Source organism: Streptococcus suis, from assembly GCF_046032515.1.
Lineage (GTDB): Bacteria > Bacillota > Bacilli > Lactobacillales > Streptococcaceae > Streptococcus > Streptococcus suis_AL.
This window is the reverse complement of record NZ_JARQPJ010000017.1, coordinates 21,966-46,192: the sequence shown is the minus strand read 5'-3', so window position 1 is coordinate 46,192 and position 24,227 is coordinate 21,966. Positions and strand designations below refer to the sequence as shown.

Below are 24,227 nucleotides of genomic sequence, written 5' to 3'. Positions count from 1 at the left end.
GCCAATCAACCACTGCGCTGAGATGTTTACACGAACTCTGAGAAGCGTGGCTGGACTTTTTGCCCAGCCTCGTTTAAAAGACGAACCAATTTCTATTTGTGCGGAAGTTGGCTTGTCTTTTTTTTATAAATAGGGTATAATTAAGAAAACGTTTACAAAGGTGGAGTGAAACCTTTCTGAATGATTACATTAATATATCCAGGAGAACCCTTATGATTAATTTACAAAATTTTGTTCAGTCTATGTATGCCAAACGCATTGAAGATTGTACAGACCAAGAACTCTATTACGCCTTGCTTGCTTTTACAAAACAGCAGAGTGAAGCTAAGTATACAAATGACCAAAAGAAAAAGGTCTACTATATTTCAGCAGAGTTCTTAATTGGTAAGCTCTTGTCTAATAATTTAATCAACCTTGGTCTTTATGATGAAGTGAAAAGCCAGCTTGCAGCTGCAGGTAAGGACTTGATTGCTATTGAAGATGTGGAGATGGAGCCATCACTAGGAAATGGTGGTTTGGGTCGTTTGGCCGCCTGCTTCCTTGATTCCATTGCTAGCCTTGGTCTCAACGGAGATGGTGTGGGATTGAACTACCACTTCGGACTTTTCCGTCAGTTGTTCGAATACCACCAACAATCTGCAGTGCCAAACGAGTGGATTACACCACGTTCTTGGTTGACAGAATCCCCAATTTCTTACCAAGTACCATTTGCTAACTTTACCTTGACGTCTAAGTTGTACGATATCGATGTGCCAGGTTATAAGACCGAGCGGAAGAACCGTTTGCGTTTGTTTGACCTTGGTTCAGTTGATGACAATATTATTTATGATGGCATTGAGTTTGACAAGGAAGATATTTTCCGTAATTTGACCCTCTTCCTTTATCCAGATGATTCGACAGACGAGGGTAAAGTTCTCCGTATCTTCCAGCAGTATTTCATGGTGTCTAACGCTGCCCAACTCTTGATTGACGAAGCGGTTGCCAAAGGGTCAAACCTTCATGACTTGCCTGATTATGCAGTGGTTCAAATCAACGATACCCACCCATCCCTTGTCATTCCAGAATTGATTCGTCTCTTGGAACTTCGTGGCATTTCCTTCGATGAGGCAATCGAAATTGTTAAGAAAATGACTGCCTATACCAACCATACAATCTTGTCTGAAGCCCTTGAAAAATGGCCACTTGACTTCTTGAACCATGTGGTGCCTCACTTAGTACCATTTATTGAGGAGTTGGACCGCCGTGCCAAAGAAGTGAAAAATGATCCAGCGGTTAATATCATCGATGAGCATGGTCGTGTCCACATGGCCCACATGGATATTCACTATGGCTACTCTATCAATGGTGTGGCAGCCCTTCATACTGAGATTTTGAAGACATCTGAGTTGAAAGCCTTCTACGAGCTTTACCCAGAGAAATTTAACAACAAGACTAATGGTATCACCTTCCGCCGTTGGCTCATGCATGCTAACCCAAGATTGGCTAGCTATCTTGATAGCCTACTTGGACATGGCTACCACCATGATGCCAGCGAGTTGGAAAAACTCTTAGAATATAAGAATGACAAGGAATTAAAATCTTGGTTAGAAAAAACCAAGCAACACAACAAGCGTAAGTTGCAACGTCATATTGCTAAGACGCAAGGTGTGGAGGTTAATCCAGAATCCATCTTTGATGTGCAAATCAAGCGTATGCACGAGTACAAACGTCAGCAGATGAATGTTCTCTATGTTATCCATAAGTATTTGGATATAAAGGCAGGCAATATCCCAACTCGTCCATTGACAGTCTTCTTTGGTGGAAAAGCAGCACCTGCCTATACAACTGCTCAGGACATCATTCACTTGATTTTGGTCTTGTCACAGGTTATCAAAAATGATCCAGAAGTAGCACCACACTTGCAGTTGGTTATGATTGAAAACTACAACGTAACGGAAGCCAGCTTCATCATCCCAGCGGCAGATATTTCAGAGCAGATTTCTCTTGCGTCTAAAGAAGCATCTGGTACTGGTAACATGAAATTCATGCTCAACGGCGCCTTGACTATTGGTACAGATGACGGTGCCAACGTGGAAATTCATGAATTGGTCGGCGATGAAAATATCTACATTTTCGGTCAAGATAGCCAGACTGTTATTGACCACTATGTCAATGGAACCTACCATCCATATGCCTTCTACGAGCGTGATGCTATCCGTCCATTGATTGATTTCATCACTTCTGATACCATTCGTCAGGCTGGCGGTATTGATGAACGTCTATGGCGTTTACAGGATAACCTCAAGCACAATGACCACTTCATGACCTTGCTAGACTTGGAAGACTACATTGCGACCAAGGAAAGAATGTTGGCTGACTATGAAGACCGCGACAGCTGGTTGGATAAGGTCATCGTCAACATTGCTAAGGCAGGATTCTTCTCATCAGACCGTACCATTCAACAGTACAACGAAGATATCTGGCATTTGGAAGTTAAGTAAGCTAATACTCTTCGAAAATTAAAATTATCCGTTGTCAAGAGCCTAGATGAACTACAGTTCTATCGTCGGCTTCGTTTCCTAGGCTACTTTTGATTTTCATTGAGTATAAATAAACTAAAAATGACCTTTCGGGGTCATTTTTTCTGTATTCTATTTTTGAAAGATTGAGCGATTGCGGATTGTCCCAAGAGGTTTCCGAGGGCAAAACCAGAGGTGTTGAGCAAGATGTCGCCAAGGTCGAAGAAGCCCAGTGAAAAGAAGAATTGACAGGCTTCAACTAGCAATATGGCCCCTACAAAGAGAGAAAGTTTTTTCCAAGAAAATGAAAAAAGCAACCCAAGTGGTAAAAAGAGTAAGAGGTTAAAGACCAATATAGCAGGATTGAGAAATAGGTCTTGAGAGAAGGTACTAAGGAGATCCCAGTTGACACCTTGGACGCCCATACTTTTGAAAAAGAGAAGATAGACTAGCAGAAGTCCGTAGCAAGTGTAGAAAAACCAAAGTGTCAGTCGCGAAATGCGGGGCTTATAGACCAGTCGAAAGAGAGTAAAGCAAAATCCAGTCATTAACAAGATTGCGGCAAGCGCCGGCCAAAAATCAACCGTCATGAAAATGGTCGTGAACTGGTAAAAGAGAAAGGTCATGAAGAGCCAACGGCAAAGTAGAAATGATAGAATCAAGTTGATACAATCGTAGATAATTTCTTTTTTCATAGAGGGCCTCCTTTTTATTTTATTATATCATTATTTGAAAAAAAGGGGGGGTAAAGGCTGTAAAAAATATTTTTATAGACAGTATGCTATAATAGTTGGTATGAAAAAACGACCGACATCAGCCTATATCCACATTCCATTTTGTACCCAGATTTGTTACTACTGTGATTTTTCCAAGGTCTTTATTAAGAACCAGCCTGTTGATGAGTATTTAGCAGCCCTCATGGAAGAGGTCAAGTTTTACGACCTGCCAGCCCTCCGCACGCTTTATATCGGAGGCGGAACACCATCGGCTCTTTCGGCAAACCAGCTAGATTATCTCCTGACCAATCTAGAGGACTTGCTAGACTTGTCACAGCTGGAAGAATTCACCATCGAGGCCAATCCAGGTGACTTGACGGCGGATAAGATTGCGGTTCTGAAAAAATCCAAGTGCAATCGAGTGTCGCTTGGCGTTCAGACCTTTGATGACCGTATGTTGAAAAAAATCGGTCGCAGCCACAACCAAGCCCAAATTTATGAAACCATTGCAGCCCTCAAGGAAGCGGGTTTCTACAACATTTCCATTGACCTGATTTATGCTCTGCCTGGTCAGACCATGGAGCAGGTGGTGGACAATGTCGCCAAGGCCTTGGAGCTGGACATTCCCCACATGAGCCTCTATAGCTTGATTTTGGAGAATCACACGGTCTTCATGAACCGCCAGCGTCGCGGCAACCTGCATCTGCCCAACGAAGATGTGGAGTCGGATATGTTCGACTACATTCTACAAGAGCTGGAGAAAAACGGCTTTGAGCACTATGAAATTTCCAACTTCACCAAACCTGGTTTTGAAAGTCGCCACAACCTCATGTACTGGGACAACTCGGAGTACTATGGTCTAGGAGCTGGAGCATCTGGCTACATTGACGGCATGCGCTACCGCAACCGTGGCCCCATTCAGCACTACCTCAAATCCATCCGCGAAAAAGGCCATTCTCGTTTACACGAAGAATTCCTCAGCCAGACCGAGCAGATGGAAGAAGAGATGTTTCTGGGCCTACGGAAAAAAACTGGCGTGTCCATTGAGCGATTCGAGGAAAAGTTTGGGATTTCCTTTGAAGACCGCTACGGTCAGGTGGTCAGAGACTTGAAAAATGAAGGTCTCTTGCAAGAAGAAGACCGTTGGCTTCGGATGACGAAAAAGGGATTGTTTCTTGGCGATACAGTTGCCGAGCGTTTTATAATAGAAGATTAGAAAGAGGACATAATGGGACTAAGCTACCAAGAAGAGTTCACTATTCCCTTTGATATGGTGGATGTTAAACAAGAAATCAAACTGCCTGACTTTATTTCCTACTGTCTTGGTGTATCAGGTCGGCAGTCGGAAGAACTGGGTCGCAGTGACCTCTATGTTTTTCAGGAATTTGGCTTGATTTGGGTGGTGACAGATTACGAACTAACTATTCAAAGCCTGCCTAAGTACAATGAAACCATTGTCATTAAAACAGAAGCGGTTGCCTACAACAAGTTTTTCTGTCATCGGATGTTCTATATCTACGATGAGGCGGGCAATCTTTTGTTAGACATTCTCTGCTACTTTGTCCTGATTGATTTTGAGACTCGCAAGGTGGCCCCTGTGCCAGAAGATTTGATTGTTCCTTATCAGTCTGAGCAGGTCAAGAAATTACCTCGGGCTCCCAAGTATCAGCTCTTGGAAAATCCATCTGTTCAAGAATTTCCTGTTCGTTATTTTGACTTGGATATGAATGGGCATGTCAATAATGGCAAGTACCTGGAATGGATGTATGAAGCACTGGGCTATGATTTTCTGCTCTGCCATGTCCCTAAAAAAATCCAACTCAAGTATCTTAAGGAAGTAGAGGCGACTAGCTTGGTGAGTTCACGCATGGTGGCAGAAGCTGGTGTCAGCCAGCATGAGATTGTGGTAGATGGGCATATTCATGCGCAAGCTGTCATAGAATGGAGGGAAAGTCATGTCGCAGGATAAGTGGTTGGAATGGGCCGTACGTTTACAAGCCTTGGCTCAGACAGGCTTGGCCTATGGAAAAGATGTCTATGACATAGAGCGATTTGAGGAAATCCGTCAGATTGCGGCGGAAATGTTGGTAGAGCCATCTGGACAGCCCTTGGAAGTGGTGACAGACTTGTTTTGCAATGAAACAGGCTATCAGACACCCAAGCTGGATACCCGCGCAGCTATTTTCCAAGAGGATAAGATCCTACTTGTCCAGGAAAACGATGGGCTCTGGTCCTTGCCAGGTGGTTGGTGCGATGTGGACCAGTCCGTCAAGGAAAATGTTGTCAAGGAAGTAAAGGAAGAAGCGGGGCTGAATGTGGAGGCTCTGCGAGTCGTTGCGATTTTGGACAAGCACAAGAACAATCCTGCCAAGTCAGCCCACCGCGTGACCAAGGTCTTCATTCTATGTCGTCTCCTTGGCGGGGAGTTTCAGCCCAATTCGGAAACAGTTGCCAGTGGCTTTTTCAGTCTAGATGACTTACCACCGCTCTCACTTGCGAAAAATACAGCTGAGCAGTTAGCACTTTGCTTGGAAGCTAGTCGGTCTGAGCATTGGGAAACACGATTTGATTAAGGAGGAAAAATGACATATACAGGTTATTTGATTGATTTGGATGGTACGATTTATGAAGGGAAAAAGCGGATTCCTGCTGGTGAACGTTTTATTCATCGCTTGCAAGAACGTCAGATTCCCTATTTATTTGTGACCAACAATACCACACGCCGTCCTGAAACGGTACAGGCTATGTTGGCGGAGCATTTTAATATCGAGACACCGCTTGAAACAATCTATACAGCCAGTCTGGCGACAGTAGATTATATGAATGACTTGGGTAAGGAAAAGACAGTCTATGTCATTGGAGAAGATGGGCTCAAGTCTGCCATTTTTGAGGCAGGTTATGTGGAAGACACGGAAAATCCAGCCTATGTTGTCGTAGGTTTGGATACTCAGTTGACCTATGAAAAACTGACCATTGCCACCTTGGCTATTCAAAAGGGAGCGACCTTTATCGGTACCAATCCTGATTTGAACATTCCGACGGAGCGTGGTCACTTGCCAGGTGCGGGTTCACTGATTGCCCTCCTGAAAGCTGCTACCCGAGTAGATCCGACCTTTATCGGCAAGCCTGAAGCCATTATCATGGATAAGGCTCTGGAGATTTTAGGTACAGAACGCAGTCAGACAGTTATGGTGGGGGATAACTACCTGACGGATATTCGTGCAGGGATTGACAATGGATTTCCAACTCTTTTAGTCCTGACTGGATTTACCAAGCCAGAAGAAGTAGCAGACTTACCCCTGGCTCCAACCCATGTCCTCAACAGCCTAGATGAATGGAGTTTTGATGAGAACTAAGTTACAGCTTGTTGGAACAATATGTTTCACCTTGTCGTCAGCCGTTTTAGCAACCATTTATCTTGCTTGGTTAATTTTTCCACTAGAAATTTCCTACTTAGGTTTGGAAAAGATTGTCTACATGAAATCGGCAGATATTTCCTATAATTTCAATATCTTGATGAACTATCTGACCAATCCATTTGCAAGTGTTTTAGATATGCCAAATTTTTCATCCTCAGCAAATGGACTCAAACATTTTGCGGATGTGAAAGTTCTCTTTCATCTGGCACAGTTTATCTTCCTGATTAGTTTGCCCGCGGTTTTCTATTTTTTGAAAGATGTAGTGCGAAAAGGATATGGCAAGCTCTATCGAACTGTTTTTATATGGATAGCACTAGCTCCTTTACTTATTGCGCTAGTGGGCTTGTTGATTGGTTTTGATAACTTCTTTGTTCTTTTTCATCAGTTGCTATTTCCAGGTGATTCAACCTGGCTCTTTGACCCGTTGAAAGATCCGGTTATTTATATACTTCCACAGGAATTTTTCCTTCATTGTTTTATTATTTTCTTTATCCTATATGAGTTGCTTTGTTTGATGTGGCTTTGGAGAGTTAAAAAATAATATTAGCCAAGAAAAACCACTTGACAACGCAGTGAATTTACAGTAAAATGATTAAGACTTTGAAATTGAGGGGAGTGAAAATAATGTCAAAAACAGTAGTACGCAAGAACGAATCACTTGATGATGCTCTTCGTCGTTTCAAACGTGCGGTTACTAAAGCTGGTACTCTTCAAGAAACACGCAAACGCGAATTCTACGAAAAACCATCTGTAAAACGTAAACGTAAATCAGAAGCAGCTCGCAAGCGTAAAAAATTCTAATTGAATTTGAACAGCCTTCGGGCTGTTTTTTTGTTTACTTTTCACCCTATGTAACATATAATAGATATATAAAATTTTGTCCAAGTGAAAAGGAGAGCATACATGAGTATTTTGGTTACAGGTGGAGCTGGTTATATTGGTAGTCACACGGTTGTAGAGTTGTTGAAGTTGGGAAAAGAAGTCGTCATCGTAGATAATCTATCCAACTCTAGCATCTTAGTCTTGGACCGAATCGAAGCAATCACAGGCAAACGCCCAACTTTCTATGAGCTAGACGTGGCAGATAAGGTTGCCTTGCGTCAGGTTTTTGAAAAAGAAAACATTGAGTCAGCTATTCACTTTGCAGGCTACAAGGCGGTTGGTGAGTCTGTTGAAAAGCCAGTTATGTACTATGAAAACAACATCATGTCCACCTTGGCTTTGGTAGAAGTCATGGCAGAATTTGGTGTTAAGAAAATAGTCTTCTCATCTAGTGCAACGGTTTACGGTCTTAACAACCCATCACCTTTGGTGGAAACCATGCCAACCAGTGCAACCAATCCTTATGGCTATACAAAAGTCATGTTGGAACAAATCTTGCGCGATGTGGAAGTGGCAGACAAGGACTGGAGTGTTGCCCTTCTCCGTTATTTCAACCCAATCGGTGCCCATGAATCAGGCTTAATCGGTGAAGATCCAGCAGGTATTCCAAACAATCTCATGCCATTTGTGGCACAGGTAGCCGTAGGTAAGCGTCCAGAACTCAGTGTCTTTGGTTCGGACTATGACACAGTAGATGGAACAGGTGTTCGTGATTACATCCACGTGATTGACTTGGCACTTGGTCATATCAAGGCCTTGGAAAAAATTTCGACAACCTCAGGTGTGCATACCTATAACCTTGGTTCTGGTCAAGGAACTAGTGTACTGGAATTGGTTCAAGCCTTTGAAAAAGTCAATGGCGTGCCAGTACCGTATAAGATTGTAGACCGTCGGCCAGGTGATGTAGCAACTTGCTATGCTAACGCAGACAAGGCTCTGGCTGAACTCAATTGGAAAACAGAGAAAACCATTGAAGATATGTGCCGTGACACATGGAATTGGCAGTCTAAAAATCCAAATGGATATGAAGGATAAGAAAAGATGTGAGTGTTGGCTCACATCTTCTTTTTCATAGTACAAAAAACAGGCATGGTGCCTGTTTCACTATCTTATTGATTATTTTTTCAACAAGTCACGGATTTCTGCAAGCAATTCTTCTTGAGTTGGACCTGCTGGAGCTTCTTCAACAGCAGCTTCTTCCTTCTTAGCCAAGCTTTGTGCTTTTTCAGCAGCCTTAACAATGAAGAAGAGAACAGTACCAACGATTAAGAAGTTGATAACAGCACTCAAGAAGTTACCGTACATAACACCGTTCCATGACAAGTCAGCAATTTTGTCTGCACCAGCAGCTTTCAAAGCTGGCGTCAAGAACAATGGAGTAATTACATCTTCAACCAATGATTTAACGATTGCACCAAATGCAGATGCAATAATCACACCGACAGCCAAATCAATCACGTTTCCACGGAACAAAAAGGCTTTTAAATCTTTTAACATATCCTAAATATGTCCTTTCATAAATATTTTACTCTATATATTATAACCATTAAAAATATTTTACAAGTAATTTGTTTCAGAAATTTTACATTTTGACTTTTTTAGTATAAAATAGAGTATGCTAAACTAAGGGGATAGTGTCCACTTTTCGATTTAGAAAAAAGATATTGAGGAGGAAATATGCTGTCAAAAGATAGAATAACAGAAATTAAACAAGCCCTCAATATCGTGGATGTGATTGGTGAATCTGTCGCATTGACAAAAGCTGGACGGAATTATGTCGGTCTCTGTCCATTTCATGGGGAAAAGACACCTTCTTTTAACGTTGTTGAAGACAAGCAGTTTTACCATTGTTTTGGTTGTGGGAAGTCTGGTGACGTCTTTAAGTTTGTAGAGGAAACACGTGGAATTCCCTTTGCAGATGCAGTTGCTGTTTTAGCAGAAAAAGCTGGGTTTCAGCTAGAAGTTTCATCTGTCAGTCATTTTCAGCCCAAGAAAGAAAATCCTCATCAGCTTTTATACGACATACATAGTGATGCGGCTAAGTTTTATCATGCCTTGTTAATGACCACAAAAATGGGAGAGGAAGCAAGGAACTATCTTCACCAACGCGGATTAAGTGACGAAGTTATTAAGAATTTCCAGATTGGTCTTGCACCAGAAGGGCAAAATATTCTTTATCAAAAACTTTCTCAGCAATACGATGAAGACAGTTTATTGCACTCGGGTTTGTTTAATCCTAGCGAGCAGAATATGATTTTTGATGCCTTTCAGTCTCGAATCATGTTTCCTCTGGCAGATGAATATGGGAGGATTATTGCTTTTTCTGGACGGATTTGGACAGAAAAAGATTTACAAAACAAGCAGTTAGCCAAGTATAAAAATTCTCGTAGCACAGCTATTTTTAATAAGAGTTACGAATTATATCATTTGGACAAGGCAAAGGCTGTCATCAAAAAACAGCGGGAAGTTTATCTGATGGAGGGCTTTCTGGATGTTATCGCGGCCCATCGGGCTGGTATTGACAATGCAGTAGCTTCTATGGGAACGGCTCTTACTCGAGAGCACGTTGGCCATTTGGCTAAGTTCTGTAAGAAGTTAGTTTTGACCTATGATGGTGATAAAGCTGGTCAAGCGGCTACTATGAAGGCTTTAGACGAATTGCGAGATTTTCAGGTGGAAATAGTTAGTTTGCCTGATAATATGGACCCGGATGAATTTTTACAAAAAAATTCTGAAGAAGCCCTGTTACAAGTCTTAACCAAGTCTAGGATAAGTGATGTAGAATTTTTAATCGACTATCTGAAGCCCGAAAATCCGGATAATTTGCAAATGCAGATTGATTTTGTGGATAAGATTGCCCCAATCATTGCAAAGGTCTCGTCCATTACAGCTCAGAATTCCTATATTTATAAGGTAGCTGAGGTGCTTTCGGACATTGATTATAGTCAGGTGGAGCAGGCAGTCAATGCCGTTCGCTTAAATCAACGTCAACAACGCAGCCAACAAATCCAATCCCAACAAGTTGAGCAGTCCTTCCAGATTCCAGCTCAGCCCTTGGTTCGCCTTACCAGTCTCATTCGAACGGAGAATCACTTGCTCTATCGCATGGTTGAACATCCGTATATTTTAAATGAATTTCGACTGAGAGAAGATTTTTATTTTGCTACACCAGAATTGCAGGTATTGTATGAATTGTTGAAAAATCAAGGTGAGATTAGTAGCTTTGACTTATCTCAATTGGAAGATAGTGTTCAACAGGCCTGGTATCGTATCTTGGAAGAACGATTACCAGAAGAAGTAGGTCAACACGAGATAGAAGAATTGGAGTTGCGACGAGACAAAGAACTCTTGCGAAAGGAAAATCAACACCTGACACGGAAAATCCGTGAACATTCCCATGTGGGAAATGCAGATATTGCCCTCGATGAGTTGGCCCAACTTCTCGAGAAAAGAAAACAGATGGAGTAAGTATGACAAGTAAAAAAGATAAAAAGACAGAAGTGACAACTTTTGATGTACAAGTTGCTGAATTTATTCGTAACCATAAAAAACAAGGTTCAGCTACAGACGATGAAATCAATGACCAACTGGTTATTCCATTTACGCTTGATGCTGACGGAATCGATGATTTGCTCCAACGTATTCAGGACGCAGGGATTTCAATAGTTGATAAGGATGGAAATCCATCAGCGCGTGCTATGCAGGTAGAGGAAGAGCCAGAATTATCTGACGAAGAATTGCTTGGAAGCACTTCTGCAAAAGTGAACGATCCAGTTCGCATGTATTTGAAAGAAATTGGTGTTGTACCTCTTTTGACCAACGAGGAAGAGCAAGAATTGGCATTGGCGGTTGAAGCAGGTGACCCAGAAGCAAAACAACGTCTGGCTGAAGCCAACTTGCGTTTGGTTGTTTCCATTGCTAAGCGTTATGTAGGGCGTGGTATGCAGTTCCTTGATCTTATCCAAGAAGGAAACATGGGCTTGATGAAGGCCGTTGATAAGTTCGACTATTCTAAAGGTTTCAAGTTTTCAACTTATGCAACCTGGTGGATTCGTCAGGCTATCACTCGTGCCATTGCGGACCAAGCGCGTACAATCCGTATCCCTGTTCACATGGTGGAGACTATTAATAAATTGGTCCGTGAACAACGCAATCTCTTGCAGGAATTAGGTCAGGATCCAACTCCTGAACAAATCGCTGAGCGTATGGATATGACGCCTGAGAAAGTTCGTGAAATCCTCAAGATTGCACAAGAGCCAGTGTCTTTGGAAACCCCAATCGGTGAAGAAGATGATAGTCATCTTGGAGATTTTATCGAAGACGAAGTCATTGAAAATCCAGTTGATTACACAACTCGTGTCGTTCTTCGTGAACAGTTAGATGAGGTATTGGATACTCTTACTGACCGTGAGGAAAACGTATTGCGTCTTCGTTTTGGTTTAGATGATGGTAAAATGCGTACGCTTGAAGATGTTGGTAAAGTCTTCAACGTAACCCGTGAACGCATCCGCCAAATCGAAGCCAAAGCCCTCCGTAAACTCCGCCACCCATCCCGCAGCAAACCACTCAGAGATTTTATTGAGGACTGATAAGTGCCAGTGGCACTTATCAGGTCGCTTGCTAAAAATTTGAAACAAGCGAGAGTTCGGGGAACCTTTTTAACCGCTCCCCTTGAAATTAGAAAGGGAGCCTAACGTCCAGTGGACTAATTTGACACAAACTTGGTTTGTTTCTTTTCTAGTATTGAAGTTGTGAAAAAGAAAGAGAGAAAAATGACGTACACAGAAGATCAAATTAAAGACATTCAGGAGCGTATTTTTCATGCTCTTGAAGATGTGATTGACCCTGAGCTAGGTATTGATATTATCAATTTAGGGCTAATTTATGAAATCCGATTTATTGAGGGCAAGGCTGAAATTGATATGACCTTGACGACCATGGGTTGTCCATTAGCTGATCTAATTACCGATCAAATTCATGATGTATTGAAGGATGTCCCTGAAGTAACAGAAGTAGATGTGAGACTGGTTTGGTCACCAGCTTGGACCGTTCAAAAAATGAGTCGTTATGCTCGAATTGCATTAGGAATTAAATAAAAAAACAAAATGGTTTCGAACGTTTGAAGCCATTTTTTTATTAATGTTTGGATTTTTTTGTAAAAAATATTAAAAATTATACTTGTCAAAGAGAAATTTCCGTGTTACAATAAACAGGCCTAGGAAAAGTAGTCATACCTATTCTAGCAAATATCAGACCTATATGGGATGAGTAGCTCTGCTATTGATCATAACCAAAGCCTACGGACAGGCGGGTCGAATGCCGAAGCGTGGCGTAAGCCACATTATTGATAGGGTTAAAAGCCTACATTTTATAAGTTGATTTTAGGGTTCATTCCTAATTCGTATATCAAATTTAGTGTGGTGAAAGCACACGTCATCTTGTGAAACGGTCAATAAAGTACGTATATATTTGCACTGGAGAGTAGGAAACGGTAGGCACATAAACTCAAGAGAAGAATAAAAAGCGTCGATTTGGATTGTAGAGCAGGATGAACCCTGCTCTTTTTACTTGTTTAAAAAGGGTAGGAGTCCATCAAGCAAAGGAGTTTTTCGATATGAAAAATCAACACCAAGCCCCTATTTATCAGGGGTTGGCACAGTTACGCCGGAAACGGATTGTTCCCTTTGATGTCCCAGGACACAAACGAGGGCGTGGTAATCCAGAGTTGGTCGAACTGTTAGGAGAAAAATGCGTGGGGATTGATGTCAATTCCATGAAACCTTTGGATAATCTAGGGCATCCCGTCTCCATTATCCGAGAGGCGGAGGAATTGGCGGCAGAAGCCTTTGGTGCTAGCCATGCCTTTCTCATGGTTGGGGGAACAACCTCCTCAGTGCAGACCATGATTTTGGCGACCTGTAAGGCGGGCGATAAGATTATCCTTCCCCGAAATGTCCATAAGTCAGCCCTCAATGCCCTTGTTCTTTGTGGCGCCATCCCTGTCTATGTGGATATGAGCGTGGAGCCACGGATTGGCATTGCTCTTGCTTTGGAAAATGAAGCTTTTGAACGGGCGATTTCTGAGCATCCTGATGCTGTTGCTGTCTTGATTAACAATCCGACCTACTATGGTATTTGCTCGGACCTGCGGACCTTGACTGAGAAAGCTCATGCAGCGGGCATGAAAGTTTTGGTCGATGAGGCTCATGGTGCGCATTTGCATTTTTCGGACCAATTGCCAGAGGCGGCTATGGATGTTGGGGCTGATATGGCTGCTGTTTCCATGCATAAGTCAGGAGGTAGTCTGACCCAGAGCTCGCTTTTATTGGTCGGTCCTGATATGAATGTGGAGTATGTCCGCCAGATTATCAACCTGACCCAGTCGACATCCGCTTCCTATCTCTTGTTGGCTAGTTTGGATATTTCACGGAGAAATCTGGCCCTTCGTGGCAAGGAATCCTTTGAAAAGGTCATTGAAATGTCTGAGTATGCTCGCCGTGAAATCAATGCCATCGGTGGCTACTATGCCTATTCCAAGGAATTAATTGATGGTAAAACGGTGCATGATTTTGATGTAACCAAGCTCTCCATCTATACGCAGGGCATTGGTCTGACAGGGATTGAAGTCTATGATTTGCTGCGGGATGAGTATGACATCCAGATTGAATTTGGTGATATTGGCAATATCCTGGCCTATATTTCAATCGGTGACCGCTTGCAGGACATCGAGCGGCTGGTGGGGGCTCTGGCTGACATCAAGCGTCTTTACTCACGAGATGGTTCGGATTTGATTTCGGGAGAATACATCCAGCCGCAGCTGGTCTTGTCACCGCAGGAAGCCTTTTATGCAGAGCGGGAAAGCCGTTCCCTGCAAGAAGCAGTTGGTCAGGTCTGCGGAGAATTTGTCATGTGCTATCCGCCTGGTATTCCGCTTTTAGCTCCAGGTGAACGAGTGACTCAAGAAATTGTTGATTACATCATCTTTGCCAAGGAGCGCGGCTGCTCCGTCCAAGGGACAGAAGATCCAGATGTCAACTTCATCAATGTCATTAAGGAGGTCTAGTCATGGAAATGTGGTTTTCAGAAGTCCAAACGCCAGATGTCAAGTTATCCATTCGCACCAGCCAGCAGCTCTATGCTGGCAAGAGTGAATTTCAGGACATTGCTGTGTTGGACTCGCCAGCCTTTGGTAAGATTTTGACCCTTAATGGTCGGGTTCTCTTTTCAGATGCGGACGACTTTGTTTACAACGAAATGGCCGTTCATGTACCAATGGCCGTTCATCCAAATCCCAAGAAAATCTTGATTTTAGGTGGTGGAGATGGTGGAGTTGCCCAAGTTCTCAGTATGTATCCTGAAATCGAACGTATTGACGTTGTAGAGCCAGATGAACTCCTTGTGGAAGTTTGTCGTCAGTATTTCCCAGACTATGCAACTGGCTTGGAAGATGAGCGAGTCGAAGTTTATTTACAAGACGGTCTGCGTTTCTTGCGCAACTGTGAAAATGAGTATGACATCATCATCAATGATGCGACAGATCCATTTGGACACACGGAAGGGCTCTTTACCAAGGAATTTTATGGTAATGCCTACCGAGCTTTGAAGGAAGATGGCATCATGGTTTACCAACATGGTTCGCCATTCTATGACGAAGATGAGTCTGCTTTTCGTTCCATGCATAGAAAGGCGACCCAGTCTTTCCCTATCAGCCGTGTTTATCAGGCCCATATTCCGACATCTGCGGCGGGTTATTGGTTATTTGGTTTTGCCTCTAAAAAATACCATCCCATCGAAGATTTTGATAAGGAAAAATGGAAGGTACGCCAGCTTTTTACAGAATACTATACCGCAAACCTACATATTGGAGCATTTCTCTTGCCCCGTTATGTCGAAGATATTTTAGAAGAAGAGGAGAAAAAATAATGAGTCGTTTGTTAGTGATTGGTTGTGGCGGAGTTGCCCAAGTTGCCATCAGCAAGGTTTGTCAGGCAGAAGATACCTTCAAGGAAGTCATGATTGCCAGCCGTACCAAATCCAAATGTGATGACTTGAAGGCTATTTTGGAAGGAAAAACAGCTGTAAAAATCGAAACTGCCCAAGTGGATGCAGACAAGGTAGAAGAAGTGATTGCTTTGATTGAAAGCTACCAGCCCAAAGCTGTCTTGAATGTTGCCCTACCTTACCAAGACTTGACCATCATGGATGCCTGCTTGGTGACGGGCGTGGACTATATCGACACGGCCAACTACGAGTGCGAGGATACAGAAGACCCAGAATGGCGGGCTATCTACGAAAAACGCTGTGCAGAAGAAGGATTTACGGCTTACTTTGACTACTCATGGCAGTGGGCTTATAAGGAGCGTTTTGAAAAAGCAGGGCTGACAGCACTTTTGGGATCCGGATTTGATCCAGGGGTGACCAGCGTCTTCTCAGCCTACGCACTCAAGCATTATTTCGATGAAATCCACTATATCGACATCCTAGATTGTAACGGTGGGGATCATGGCTATCCATTTGCGACCAACTTCAACCCTGAAATCAACTTGCGTGAAGTTTCAGCACCAGGTTCCTACTGGGAAAACGGCAAATGGGTGGAAGTCGAAGCTATGTCGATCAAACGAGAATATGATTTCCCAGAAGTGGGTCAGAAGGATATGTACCTCCTCCACCATGAAGAAATCGAATCCCTGGCTAAAAATATCCCAGGTGTCAAACGTATTCGCTTCTTTATGACTTTCGGTCAATCCTACTTGAGTCATATGAAATGCTTGGAAAATGTTGGTCTCTTGCGTACGGATCTAATCAACTTTAATGGACAAGAAGTAGTGCCTATCCAATTTCTCAAAGCCCTCTTGCCTGATCCAGCCAGCCTTGGTCCACGTACTGTTGGGAAAACCAACATCGGCTGTATTTTCACAGGGGTCAAAGACGGTGTGGAGAAGACCATCTACATCTACAACGTATGTGACCACCAGGAATGTTACAAGGAAGTTGGTTCACAGGCTATTTCCTACACAACTGGTGTGCCAGCTATGATTGGAACCAAGCTGGTTATGGACGGGACTTGGAAGAAACCAGGTGTTTACAATTTGGAAGAACTAGATCCAGATCCATTTATGGACTTGCTCAACCAATACGGTTTACCATGGCAAGTTGTTGAAAATCCAGTTTTGGTGGACTAAATGAGAATCGATCAAGTTCCAACACCAGCTTATGTAATTGATGAGGCCAAGCTGGTCAACAATTTAGAAATTCTCAAGTCTGTACAAGACTGCACAGGCTGTAAGGTCCTTTTGGCCCAAAAAGCCTTTTCCATGTATGCCACCTATCCACTAATTAGCCAATATTTGGCTGGAACCACCGCATCAGGTCTCTATGAAGCCAAGCTGGGTTGTGAGGAATTTGGGGGTGAAGTCCATGTTTTTGCACCAGCCTTCAAGGATGCGGATTTGGAGGAGATTTTGGAAATTGCAGACCATATCGTCTTCAATTCAGAACGCCAGCTCCGCAAGCATGTGGACAAATGCAGAGCAGCAGGAGTGAGTATTGGTCTGCGGATCAATCCGGAATGCTCCACTCAAGACGACCATGCACTCTATGATCCCTGCGCAACGGGTTCTCGCTTCGGTGTTCGCATTGACCAGTTTTCAGAAAACCTGCTTGATTTGGTGGATGGTCTGCATTTCCACACTCTCTGTGAGCAAAATTCGGATGATTTGAAAACCACTTTGGATGCTGTTGAGGACAAATTCGGTCCCTACCTTCACAAAGTCAAATGGCTCAATATGGGCGGTGGCCACCATGTGACCAGAGAAGACTATGATGTAGAATTGCTGATATCCTCTATCCAGCACATGCAGGAAATTTATGGATTGGAAATTTACATTGAGCCAGGAGAAGCCATTGCTCTTAATGCAGGCTATCTGGTGACAGAAGTGTTAGACATTGTTGAAAACGGCATTGAAACATTAGTGCTAGATGCTTCGGCTACTTGCCACATGCCAGATGTTTTGGAAATGCCTTATCGTCCACCGCTTCGTCTTGGCTTTGAGGCAGGTGAAAAGGCCTATACATACAGACTATCTTCCAATACCTGTCTGACAGGCGACATCATCGGCGATTATTCCTTTGAAAAGCCTGTGGAGATTGGTGACAAACTCTATTTTGAGGACATGGCCATCTATTCTTTTGTCAAAAACAATACCTTCAATGGCATTGGGTTACCTAGCCTAGCCATCATGGACAAGGCTGGTGACTGCCGTATTATCAAGGAATTTGGCTATGAAGATTTCAAGGGGAGGTTGTCATGATAGAAAGTCCAAAAGCTGCTGGCTACCGTATGCCAGCTGAGTATGAGCCCCATCATGGCACGCTCATGGTGTGGCCGACTCGTCCAGGTTCCTGGCTATTTGATGGTCAGGGGGCGAAAAAAGCCTTTAGCCAGGTCATTAAAACCATTGCTGAAAGCGAGCAGGTCTATCTCTTGGTGGATGAGGCTCACCGTGATGAGGCACAGTCTATGCTGGGTGATGGTGTTACCTATCTGGACATCCCCACCAACGACGCTTGGGCGCGTGATACAGGTCCGACGGTCTTGGTTCATGAAAATGGCAGAGCTTTGTCTGTCGATTGGGCCTTTAACGCTTGGGGCGGAAGCTATGATGGTCTTTATCAGGACTATGAGGCAGATGATCAGGTGGCTAGTCGATTTAGTCAGGCCATCGGTCTGCCAGTCCATGATGCCCATCCTTTTGTGTTAGAAGGTGGAGCTATCCATAGCGATGGGGAGGGAACCATCTTGGTGACCGAATCCTGTTTACTGAGCCCAGGCCGTAATCCCCATTTGACCAAGGACCAGATTGAGCAAGTGCTTCTAGATACTCTCGGAGCTGAAAAGGTTCTCTGGCTTCCTTACGGTATCTTCAATGATGAAACCAATGAACACGTAGACAATGTTGCGGCCTTCGTCGGCCCAGCTGAGATAGTTTTAGCCTGGACGGATGATGAGGCAGACCCCCAATATGCCATGTCCAAGGCTGATTTGGACTACTTGGAAAAACAGGTGGATGCCAAGGGCAGAAAGTTGACCGTTCATAAACTGCCTATCCCTAAAAATCCCATTTTGGTGACAGAAGAGGACTTGCCAGGCTATGTCTATGAAGCGGGGGAAGAAGTACGGACAGCTGGCGAACGTTTGGCGGCTTCCTATGTGAATTTCTACGTCAGCAACGGTGCGGTTTTGGTGCCCCAGTTTGATGATGAGCATGATGCGCAGGCACTGCATCTCCTAGCGCAGCTTTTTCCAACCAGAAAAGTCGTCGGCATACCAGCCCGCGACATCCTACTTGGAGGTGGGAATATCCATTGCATCACCCAGCAGATTCCCCTTTATGGGGCTAAATGACTCTGATACAGCGTCAAGCCGGATTGGCATACTCCAGTATAGCCGGCTCCGGCCTTCCTTGTCTCAGAGCCATTGTATCTCCCATAAAGAAATTATGAAAAGGAAGAAAATATGAGAAATGTTACTGTAGCAGCTGTCCAGATGCAGTGTAGTCAGGACCTTTGGGAAAATCTGGCGACTGCAGAGCGTTTGGTCAGACAGGCTGCTAGTCAGGGAGCGCAGATTATTCTCCTGCCTGAACTCTTTGAGCGTCCTTATTTTTGTCAAGAACGCCAGTATGATTATTATAACTATGCCAAGTCTGTAGAAGAAAATGATGCTGTTCAGCACTTTATTCCTATTGCCAAGGAATTGCAGGTTGTCTTGCCTATTTCCTTCTATGAAAAAGATGGCAATAGCCTGTATAACTCGATTGCAGTTATTGATGCGGATGGTAGTGTTTTGGGAGTTTACCGCAAGACTCATATCCCTGACGACCATTATTATCAGGAGAAGTTTTACTTCACACCGGGCAATACTGGATTCAAGGTCTGGGAAACACGTTACGCTAAAATTGGCATTGGCATCTGTTGGGACCAATGGTTCCCAGAAACCGCTCGCTGTTTGGCATTGAATGGAGCAGAATTGCTCTTTTATCCAACAGCCATTGGTTCGGAGCCGATTTTGGACACGGATAGCCAAGGTCATTGGCAGCGGACCATGCAGGGCCATGCGGCTGCCAACATCACACCTGTCATTGCGGCCAATCGGATTGGCTTGGAAGAAGTGCATCCTTCTGAAGAAAATGGCGGCCAATCTTCTAGCCTGCGTTTTTATGGTTCGTCCTTTATGACAGATGAAACAGGTGAAGTGATTGAAAAAGTGGGACGCGAGGAAGAAGCAGTCATACTTGCCACTTATGATTTGGACAAGGGAGCGCGCGAACGTTTGGATTGGGGACTCTTTAGAGACCGCAGACCACATATGTATCAGCAGATTGTAGAATAAACAAAACACCCTTGTCCGAAGATAAGGGTGTTCATTTTTATCCTAACAATTGCTGCAACCATTGGCTGCCATAGATCCAAAAGAAGCTATAGGCCACAACTGAGAAAGGGCGACAAAGTAAAGTAATCATAATAAATTTCCGATAACTCATGCTTGTTAATCCAGTAATCATCACCACTATGTCAGCTGGAGAAATGGGAGAAAGCATGCAAAGAATAAAGAAAATTTCATAACTACGTTTATTATCAATTTTGCTTTCATATTTGTAAAACGTATCTTCAGACATGAAGAGGAGACAAAATTTCTTTCCGTAGCGACGAGCCAACCAGAAAAGGATGATACTACCGATTGAAATTCCAAGATAATTGAGAAAGAATCCCCACCAAAAATGAAATACGAGGAAACCTACAACAGTCGTAACACCGCCTGGAATAATCGGAAATACAACTTGAATAATCTGAATAGCTAAAAAGGAGAGGCTACCTAAAGCACCTTGGCTTTTGATTAAATCGCTTAAGACATTTTGGTCGTTCAAAATGCCAATCTTATAGAGCCAAAACAGAAAAATAGCAGTCCCGATAAGGGTCAAAATACTTAATACTTGAATGGTTTTTTGCCAAAATTTATACATACTTTCATTTTACCATATTTCAAAAATTTTTTAAATTGTAAGGAAAATGTAAATAATTTTGCTATTTATAAAAAATTCTGCTATAATAGTTCCTGTATCAAATCCTACGGGGTTGTTACGGATTCGACAGGCATTATGAGGCTTGTTCTGCAACTCATCGGCAGATGTAAAAATGCCAGTTAAATATAACTGCAAAAAATACAAACACTTACGCATTAGCAGCTTAATAACCTGCCTGCGTGACCATTCGCGAATTGCTTGTGTTTGCTGATTGGTCTTAAAATAACAAGCTACGTTGGGATTGAGTCAGGCTGTCCCAAAAGAGATGAACTGACTCGCTTGTGCTAGGTTTGAGTTATGTATCGAGCCCAAGTTAAAGCAAGACATAACCTATGGTTGTAGACGAATAAGTTAGCAGGTGTTTGGACGTGGGTTCGACTCCCACCAGCTCCATATATGGAAGATTACTCAAGAGGCTCAAGAGGCCGTGTTGGAAACGCGGTAGGCGTGTAACAGCGTGCGTGGGTTCGAATCCCATGTCTTCCGTATGGCAAGAACGATGGAAATCGTTCTTTTTTTCTTGCATAAAAGAATAATGGATAGTTGATAAAGTTCACTTTTTATCAAAAATATCTTGTGTTTTGTCTAAAATGTGGTATGATAGTTAACAATATACTTACGAAAGAGGGGTTGTTAATGTTGAATGTACAAGAATTAGCCAAGACAGAATTGCATTGCCATTTGGATGGTTCCCTATCCTTAGCAGCGATTCGTCAACTTGCCCAAATGGCAGAAATTTCCATTCCAGACAAGGATGAGGAACTCAGAAAATTGGTCAGTATAGAGGGCAAGGTTGATAGCCTGATGACCTATTTGAAAACATTTGATTTTGTTCGCCCTCTTCTACAAACTGCGGAAGCGCTGGAAATAGCTGCCTACGATGTTCTAGGTCAAGCATCAAAGGATGGAGTCCTCTATATTGAACTTCGTTTTGCACCAGAATTATCGACTGACAAGGGTTTGACTATCCTGGAAGCTGTGAATGCCGTCTTGCGTGGGATGGAAAAGGCTCAGAAAGAATTTGGTATAGTTGCCAAGCTCTTGGTCTGTGGCTTGAAACAAACTGATCCAAGTCAGACCAGAGAAATCTTTTCTGCTATTGCCAATCTGGCACCGAAAGGATTGGTTGGCTTTGATTTTGCAGGAAACGAGGCAGACTACCCAACTCATGAGTTGGCTGAGTTGATTGACTACACACAATCTCTAGGTTACCCCATGACCTTCCATGCTGGTGAGTGTGGTTGCGTGACCAATGTAGCCCAAGCTCTGGCCTTGGGTATCAAGCGGATTGGCCACGGAACGGCTCTTAGCGGTCACGCTGAGGCTATTCAGGCTTTTGTCAATAGCGGAGCAACGCTTGAGATGTGCCTGACTTCAAATCTCCAGACCGGAGCTGCTCAAACTCTAGCAGACTTCCCCTATGAACAGCTAGTTCAAGCGGGAGCAAAGATTACCATCAATACTGATAATCGAACGGTTTCCAACACAAACCTAAATAAAGAATATCAGCTATTTGTAGAGTATTTTGGAACGACCAAGGAAGAATTTTATCAATTCAACAGAAATGCTATTCAAGCAAGCTTTGCCAGTGAGGAAGAAAAGGCAAACTTACTTGATGTCCTAGCTCAAAAGTATAATTTGTAAAAAGAAAGCTCTAGGCCATGTCAAAACGACCGGCAAAGAGCTTTTTCTTATTGCAAATTCAATTTCTTAGTCATGATAAAGTGTGTACCAAAATAGTAAGCAAAGGCTAGGATAATATTGATCAAGGCTAAGATTGGACTAGGATATAATGGTAGTGCGGCATTATAAAGGTTCTCTAGATAATTGGTAAAAATGAGAGCTCCAAACACACCGAGAACAATTGAAATTCCGATATAGGTTAAAATGGCAAACAGTAGACGGTGATCTTTAAACAGTTGACCAACAGAGACGGAGAAGTAGATCAGCAAGATTCCCATTGTTGACTCAATCAGCATATAGAATAAATGTGCAAATATGACAGGCCAGTCTAATGCTTGTACAACAGTATGCAATTCAGGAATCATGATTTCCTCAGTTCCGAGCATGAGAACAGCTAAAATGATTCCGATTGAAAGAACAATGGTAACTCCTGCTAAAAAGTACCAAACCAATGAAGCTACAAGTTTGCTGAGGATAATTTGGTGGCTGGAGACAGGTAAGGTCATGGTTAAATAACCCTGACGTCCATAGACATTTTTTCTAAATCGGTTAATAACCATGAAAAAGGTGGATAAACCAAGTGCTGCAATTAAGATACCGAAGGTCATGGAGGAAGTACCGAAAAGGACCATTTCAGCACCACCAGGTTCAGTGCTTCCAGCTTGTGCCCGTAAGCTCAAAGCTTGTAACCAAAACCCGAGTATGATAGATAGGGCCAATGCCCCGGCATAAATTCCTAGATACCATTTTCCAACGGATTGAAATTCATATTTGAGTAATTTTTTAAACATAGCAATCTCCTTCTAACTAAGCCTTAAAATCTTGGCGGAAGAGTTCATCAATAGATTCTCCGCTTTCAATTCGCAAGTCATCTACATTTCCATGGCGAATAACACTTCCGTAGTGTAGGAAAATAACCTCATCCAAAATTTGCTCGACATCTGAAATTAAGTGAGTAGAGATAATAACAGAGGCAGTCGGAGAGTAGTTGTTGACGATGGTTTTTAAAATGTAGTCTCGAGCGGCAGGGTCAACACCACCAATTGGCTCATCTAAAACATACAGCTGTGCTTGACGGCTCATCACCAGAATGAGTTGGACTTTTTCCTTATTCCCCTTAGAGAGATGTTTCATACGACTGTTTAAATCAATGCCCAAATCTTGTAAAAGATGGAGAGCACGCTCCTTATCAAAATCAGCGTAAAAATCTTCAAAAAATGTAATTGCTTCGAGCACTTTCATATGCTCATCGAGATAAGTCGTATCTGGGAGATAAGATACAATTGCCTTGGTTTCTGGCGATGGGGTGCGACCATTGATCAATACTTGACCATATTCTGGTTGCAACAGACCGTTGATCAATTTAATCATGGTCGTTTTACCCGAACCATTTGGTCCCAAAAGTCCTATGATTTTTCCAGCAGTCAACTTCAAATTGACATTATTTAGGGCGACAGCTCCACCATAAGATTTTGAAACTTGTTGTAGCTCAACCAAAGTATATGCGTTATTCATAAGTGACTCCTTTCAAATAATCATCTAACTGGTGGGTTAATTCATCTTGATTGAAGCCCAAGTCTAGCATATTGGTCACAAAGTTTTCAAGTTCTTTCTGTGCCAAGTGAAGTCGGGTCTGTGAAATCAATTCTTGATTGTCTGTGACGAAACGTCCTGTTGTGCGGACTGAGTAAACAAATCCTTCCGTTTCCAAATCAGACAGGGCCCGTTGCACCGTGTTTGGATTGACGCCAGCTATTTCAGCCAAGTCACGCACGGTTGGCAATTTATCTCCCGATTTCAATTGATTGGTCACAATCTGTAATTTTATAGTATTACTGATTTGAATATATATGGGCATATTGTTGTCAAATTTCCAAGCCATTATTCTTTCCTTTCTAGGCATTTTTGCCAATACCTATGTTCTAACAAAATAATACAATAAAACAT

Annotated in this window: 24 protein-coding genes, 1 tRNA gene and 1 other RNA gene; 20 read left to right on the top strand and 6 right to left on the bottom strand. The window is 42.9% G+C overall.

Going from position 1 to position 24,227, the window contains the following annotated elements; translation table 11 throughout:
- The first annotated feature begins 212 nt into the window (after nt 1-212).
- Entirely contained in the window at nt 213-2,480 is a 2,268-nt protein-coding gene (locus P7J49_RS08425; RefSeq protein WP_408570419.1) for a glycogen/starch/alpha-glucan phosphorylase, read from the top strand.
- A gap of 134 nt (nt 2,481-2,614) precedes the next feature.
- Here the strand turns inward: P7J49_RS08425 and P7J49_RS08420 are convergent, their stop codons facing one another.
- Nucleotides 2,615-3,193, bottom strand: a complete 579-nt coding sequence (locus P7J49_RS08420) for a VanZ family protein (RefSeq protein WP_408570418.1) — start codon at nt 3,191-3,193, stop codon at nt 2,615-2,617.
- A gap of 100 nt (nt 3,194-3,293) precedes the next feature.
- Between P7J49_RS08420 and hemW the strand changes: the two genes are divergently transcribed.
- The 7 genes from hemW to galE all read left to right on the top strand — a co-directional run bounded on the left by hemW (nt 3,294) and on the right by galE (nt 8,550).
- Nucleotides 3,294-4,430 (top strand): radical SAM family heme chaperone HemW, encoded by a 1,137-nt coding sequence (gene hemW / locus P7J49_RS08415; RefSeq protein ID WP_408570417.1) that lies wholly within the window; start codon nt 3,294-3,296, stop codon nt 4,428-4,430.
- A gap of 12 nt (nt 4,431-4,442) precedes the next feature.
- Nucleotides 4,443-5,183, top strand: a complete 741-nt coding sequence (locus P7J49_RS08410) for an acyl-ACP thioesterase domain-containing protein (protein WP_408570416.1) — start codon at nt 4,443-4,445, stop codon at nt 5,181-5,183.
- Nucleotides 5,170-5,787 (top strand): NUDIX hydrolase N-terminal domain-containing protein, encoded by a 618-nt coding sequence (locus P7J49_RS08405; protein WP_105158438.1) that lies wholly within the window; start codon nt 5,170-5,172, stop codon nt 5,785-5,787. The genes P7J49_RS08410 and P7J49_RS08405 overlap by 14 nt, the downstream gene beginning before the upstream one ends.
- Nucleotides 5,788-5,796: 9 nt before the next feature.
- A complete protein-coding gene (locus P7J49_RS08400; protein WP_024376617.1) occupies nt 5,797-6,570 on the top strand; it encodes a TIGR01457 family HAD-type hydrolase in 774 nt (257 codons plus the stop codon).
- Nucleotides 6,560-7,174 carry a TIGR01906 family membrane protein gene (locus P7J49_RS08395; RefSeq protein WP_408570415.1) on the top strand — a complete coding sequence of 205 codons (615 nt, stop codon included), beginning with the start codon at nt 6,560-6,562 and terminating at the stop codon, nt 7,172-7,174. The genes P7J49_RS08400 and P7J49_RS08395 overlap by 11 nt, the downstream gene beginning before the upstream one ends.
- Before the next feature lie 83 nt (nt 7,175-7,257).
- On the top strand, nt 7,258-7,434 hold the full coding sequence (gene rpsU, locus P7J49_RS08390; protein ID WP_000048054.1) for a 30S ribosomal protein S21: 177 nt from the start codon (nt 7,258-7,260) through the stop codon (nt 7,432-7,434).
- 102 nt (nt 7,435-7,536) lie between these two features.
- Nucleotides 7,537-8,550 carry a UDP-glucose 4-epimerase GalE gene (gene galE, locus P7J49_RS08385; protein WP_029186740.1) on the top strand — a complete coding sequence of 338 codons (1,014 nt, stop codon included), beginning with the start codon at nt 7,537-7,539 and terminating at the stop codon, nt 8,548-8,550.
- A gap of 81 nt (nt 8,551-8,631) precedes the next feature.
- Here galE and mscL read toward each other — a convergent pair whose 3' ends face one another.
- Complete coding sequence (gene mscL, locus P7J49_RS08380; protein WP_029186739.1) at nt 8,632-9,012, bottom strand: large conductance mechanosensitive channel protein MscL; 381 nt, start codon at nt 9,010-9,012, stop codon at nt 8,632-8,634.
- A 180-nt stretch (nt 9,013-9,192) separates the two neighbouring features.
- Between mscL and dnaG the strand changes: the two genes are divergently transcribed.
- The 9 genes from dnaG to aguB all read left to right on the top strand — a co-directional run bounded on the left by dnaG (nt 9,193) and on the right by aguB (nt 19,906).
- Complete coding sequence (gene dnaG / locus P7J49_RS08375; RefSeq protein ID WP_408570414.1) at nt 9,193-10,983, top strand: DNA primase; 1,791 nt, start codon at nt 9,193-9,195, stop codon at nt 10,981-10,983.
- A gap of 2 nt (nt 10,984-10,985) precedes the next feature.
- Complete coding sequence (rpoD, locus tag P7J49_RS08370; protein WP_024399366.1) at nt 10,986-12,104, top strand: RNA polymerase sigma factor RpoD; 1,119 nt, start codon at nt 10,986-10,988, stop codon at nt 12,102-12,104.
- Between the two features lie 183 nt (nt 12,105-12,287).
- The gene (locus tag P7J49_RS08365) at nt 12,288-12,611 is read left to right on the top strand and encodes a metal-sulfur cluster assembly factor (protein ID WP_002935553.1); all 324 of its coding nucleotides are present in this window, start codon (nt 12,288-12,290) and stop codon (nt 12,609-12,611) included.
- A 518-nt stretch (nt 12,612-13,129) separates the two neighbouring features.
- Complete coding sequence (locus P7J49_RS08360) at nt 13,130-14,578, top strand: aminotransferase class I/II-fold pyridoxal phosphate-dependent enzyme (RefSeq protein WP_408570413.1); 1,449 nt, start codon at nt 13,130-13,132, stop codon at nt 14,576-14,578.
- A gap of 2 nt (nt 14,579-14,580) precedes the next feature.
- Nucleotides 14,581-15,438: a polyamine aminopropyltransferase gene (gene speE / locus P7J49_RS08355; protein ID WP_408570412.1), complete on the top strand. Its 858-nt coding sequence runs from the start codon at nt 14,581-14,583 to the stop codon at nt 15,436-15,438.
- Nucleotides 15,438-16,697: a saccharopine dehydrogenase family protein gene (locus tag P7J49_RS08350; protein WP_408570411.1), complete on the top strand. Its 1,260-nt coding sequence runs from the start codon at nt 15,438-15,440 to the stop codon at nt 16,695-16,697. The genes speE and P7J49_RS08350 overlap by 1 nt, the downstream gene beginning before the upstream one ends.
- Nucleotides 16,698-17,825 (top strand): carboxynorspermidine decarboxylase, encoded by a 1,128-nt coding sequence (nspC, locus tag P7J49_RS08345; protein ID WP_408570410.1) that lies wholly within the window; start codon nt 16,698-16,700, stop codon nt 17,823-17,825.
- A complete protein-coding gene (gene aguA, locus P7J49_RS08340; RefSeq protein ID WP_408570409.1) occupies nt 17,822-18,919 on the top strand; it encodes an agmatine deiminase in 1,098 nt (365 codons plus the stop codon). The genes nspC and aguA overlap by 4 nt, the downstream gene beginning before the upstream one ends.
- Nucleotides 18,920-19,030: 111 nt before the next feature.
- Entirely contained in the window at nt 19,031-19,906 is an 876-nt protein-coding gene (gene aguB / locus P7J49_RS08335; protein WP_408570408.1) for an N-carbamoylputrescine amidase, read from the top strand.
- Nucleotides 19,907-19,943: 37 nt separating this feature from the next.
- On the opposite strand, the gene P7J49_RS08330 is transcribed toward aguB, so the two are convergent.
- The gene (locus P7J49_RS08330) at nt 19,944-20,537 is read right to left on the bottom strand and encodes a TVP38/TMEM64 family protein (protein WP_002935545.1); all 594 of its coding nucleotides are present in this window, start codon (nt 20,535-20,537) and stop codon (nt 19,944-19,946) included.
- 108 nt (nt 20,538-20,645) lie between these two features.
- On the opposite strand from P7J49_RS08330, the gene ssrA reads away from it, so the two are divergent.
- The 3 genes from ssrA (at nt 20,646) to add (ending at nt 22,241) form a co-directional block, all read left to right on the top strand.
- Nucleotides 20,646-20,993, top strand: a transfer-messenger RNA (tmRNA) gene (gene ssrA / locus P7J49_RS08325).
- 2 nt (nt 20,994-20,995) lie between these two features.
- Nucleotides 20,996-21,083 (top strand) — tRNA-Ser (locus tag P7J49_RS08320).
- A 150-nt stretch (nt 21,084-21,233) separates the two neighbouring features.
- Entirely contained in the window at nt 21,234-22,241 is a 1,008-nt protein-coding gene (gene add, locus P7J49_RS08315; RefSeq protein ID WP_408570407.1) for an adenosine deaminase, read from the top strand.
- Between the two features lie 47 nt (nt 22,242-22,288).
- Here the strand turns inward: add and P7J49_RS08310 are convergent, their stop codons facing one another.
- From P7J49_RS08310 to P7J49_RS08300, 3 genes are read right to left on the bottom strand one after another with little or no spacing between them, the layout of a single operon-like run.
- The gene (locus P7J49_RS08310; RefSeq protein WP_029180221.1) at nt 22,289-23,071 is read right to left on the bottom strand and encodes a hypothetical protein; all 783 of its coding nucleotides are present in this window, start codon (nt 23,069-23,071) and stop codon (nt 22,289-22,291) included.
- Nucleotides 23,072-23,087: 16 nt separating this feature from the next.
- A complete protein-coding gene (locus P7J49_RS08305) occupies nt 23,088-23,795 on the bottom strand; it encodes an ABC transporter ATP-binding protein (RefSeq protein WP_014638281.1) in 708 nt (235 codons plus the stop codon).
- On the bottom strand, nt 23,788-24,162 hold the full coding sequence (locus P7J49_RS08300) for a GntR family transcriptional regulator (RefSeq protein ID WP_024377435.1): 375 nt from the start codon (nt 24,160-24,162) through the stop codon (nt 23,788-23,790). The genes P7J49_RS08305 and P7J49_RS08300 overlap by 8 nt, the downstream gene beginning before the upstream one ends.
- Nucleotides 24,163-24,227: the final 65 nt, after the last annotated feature.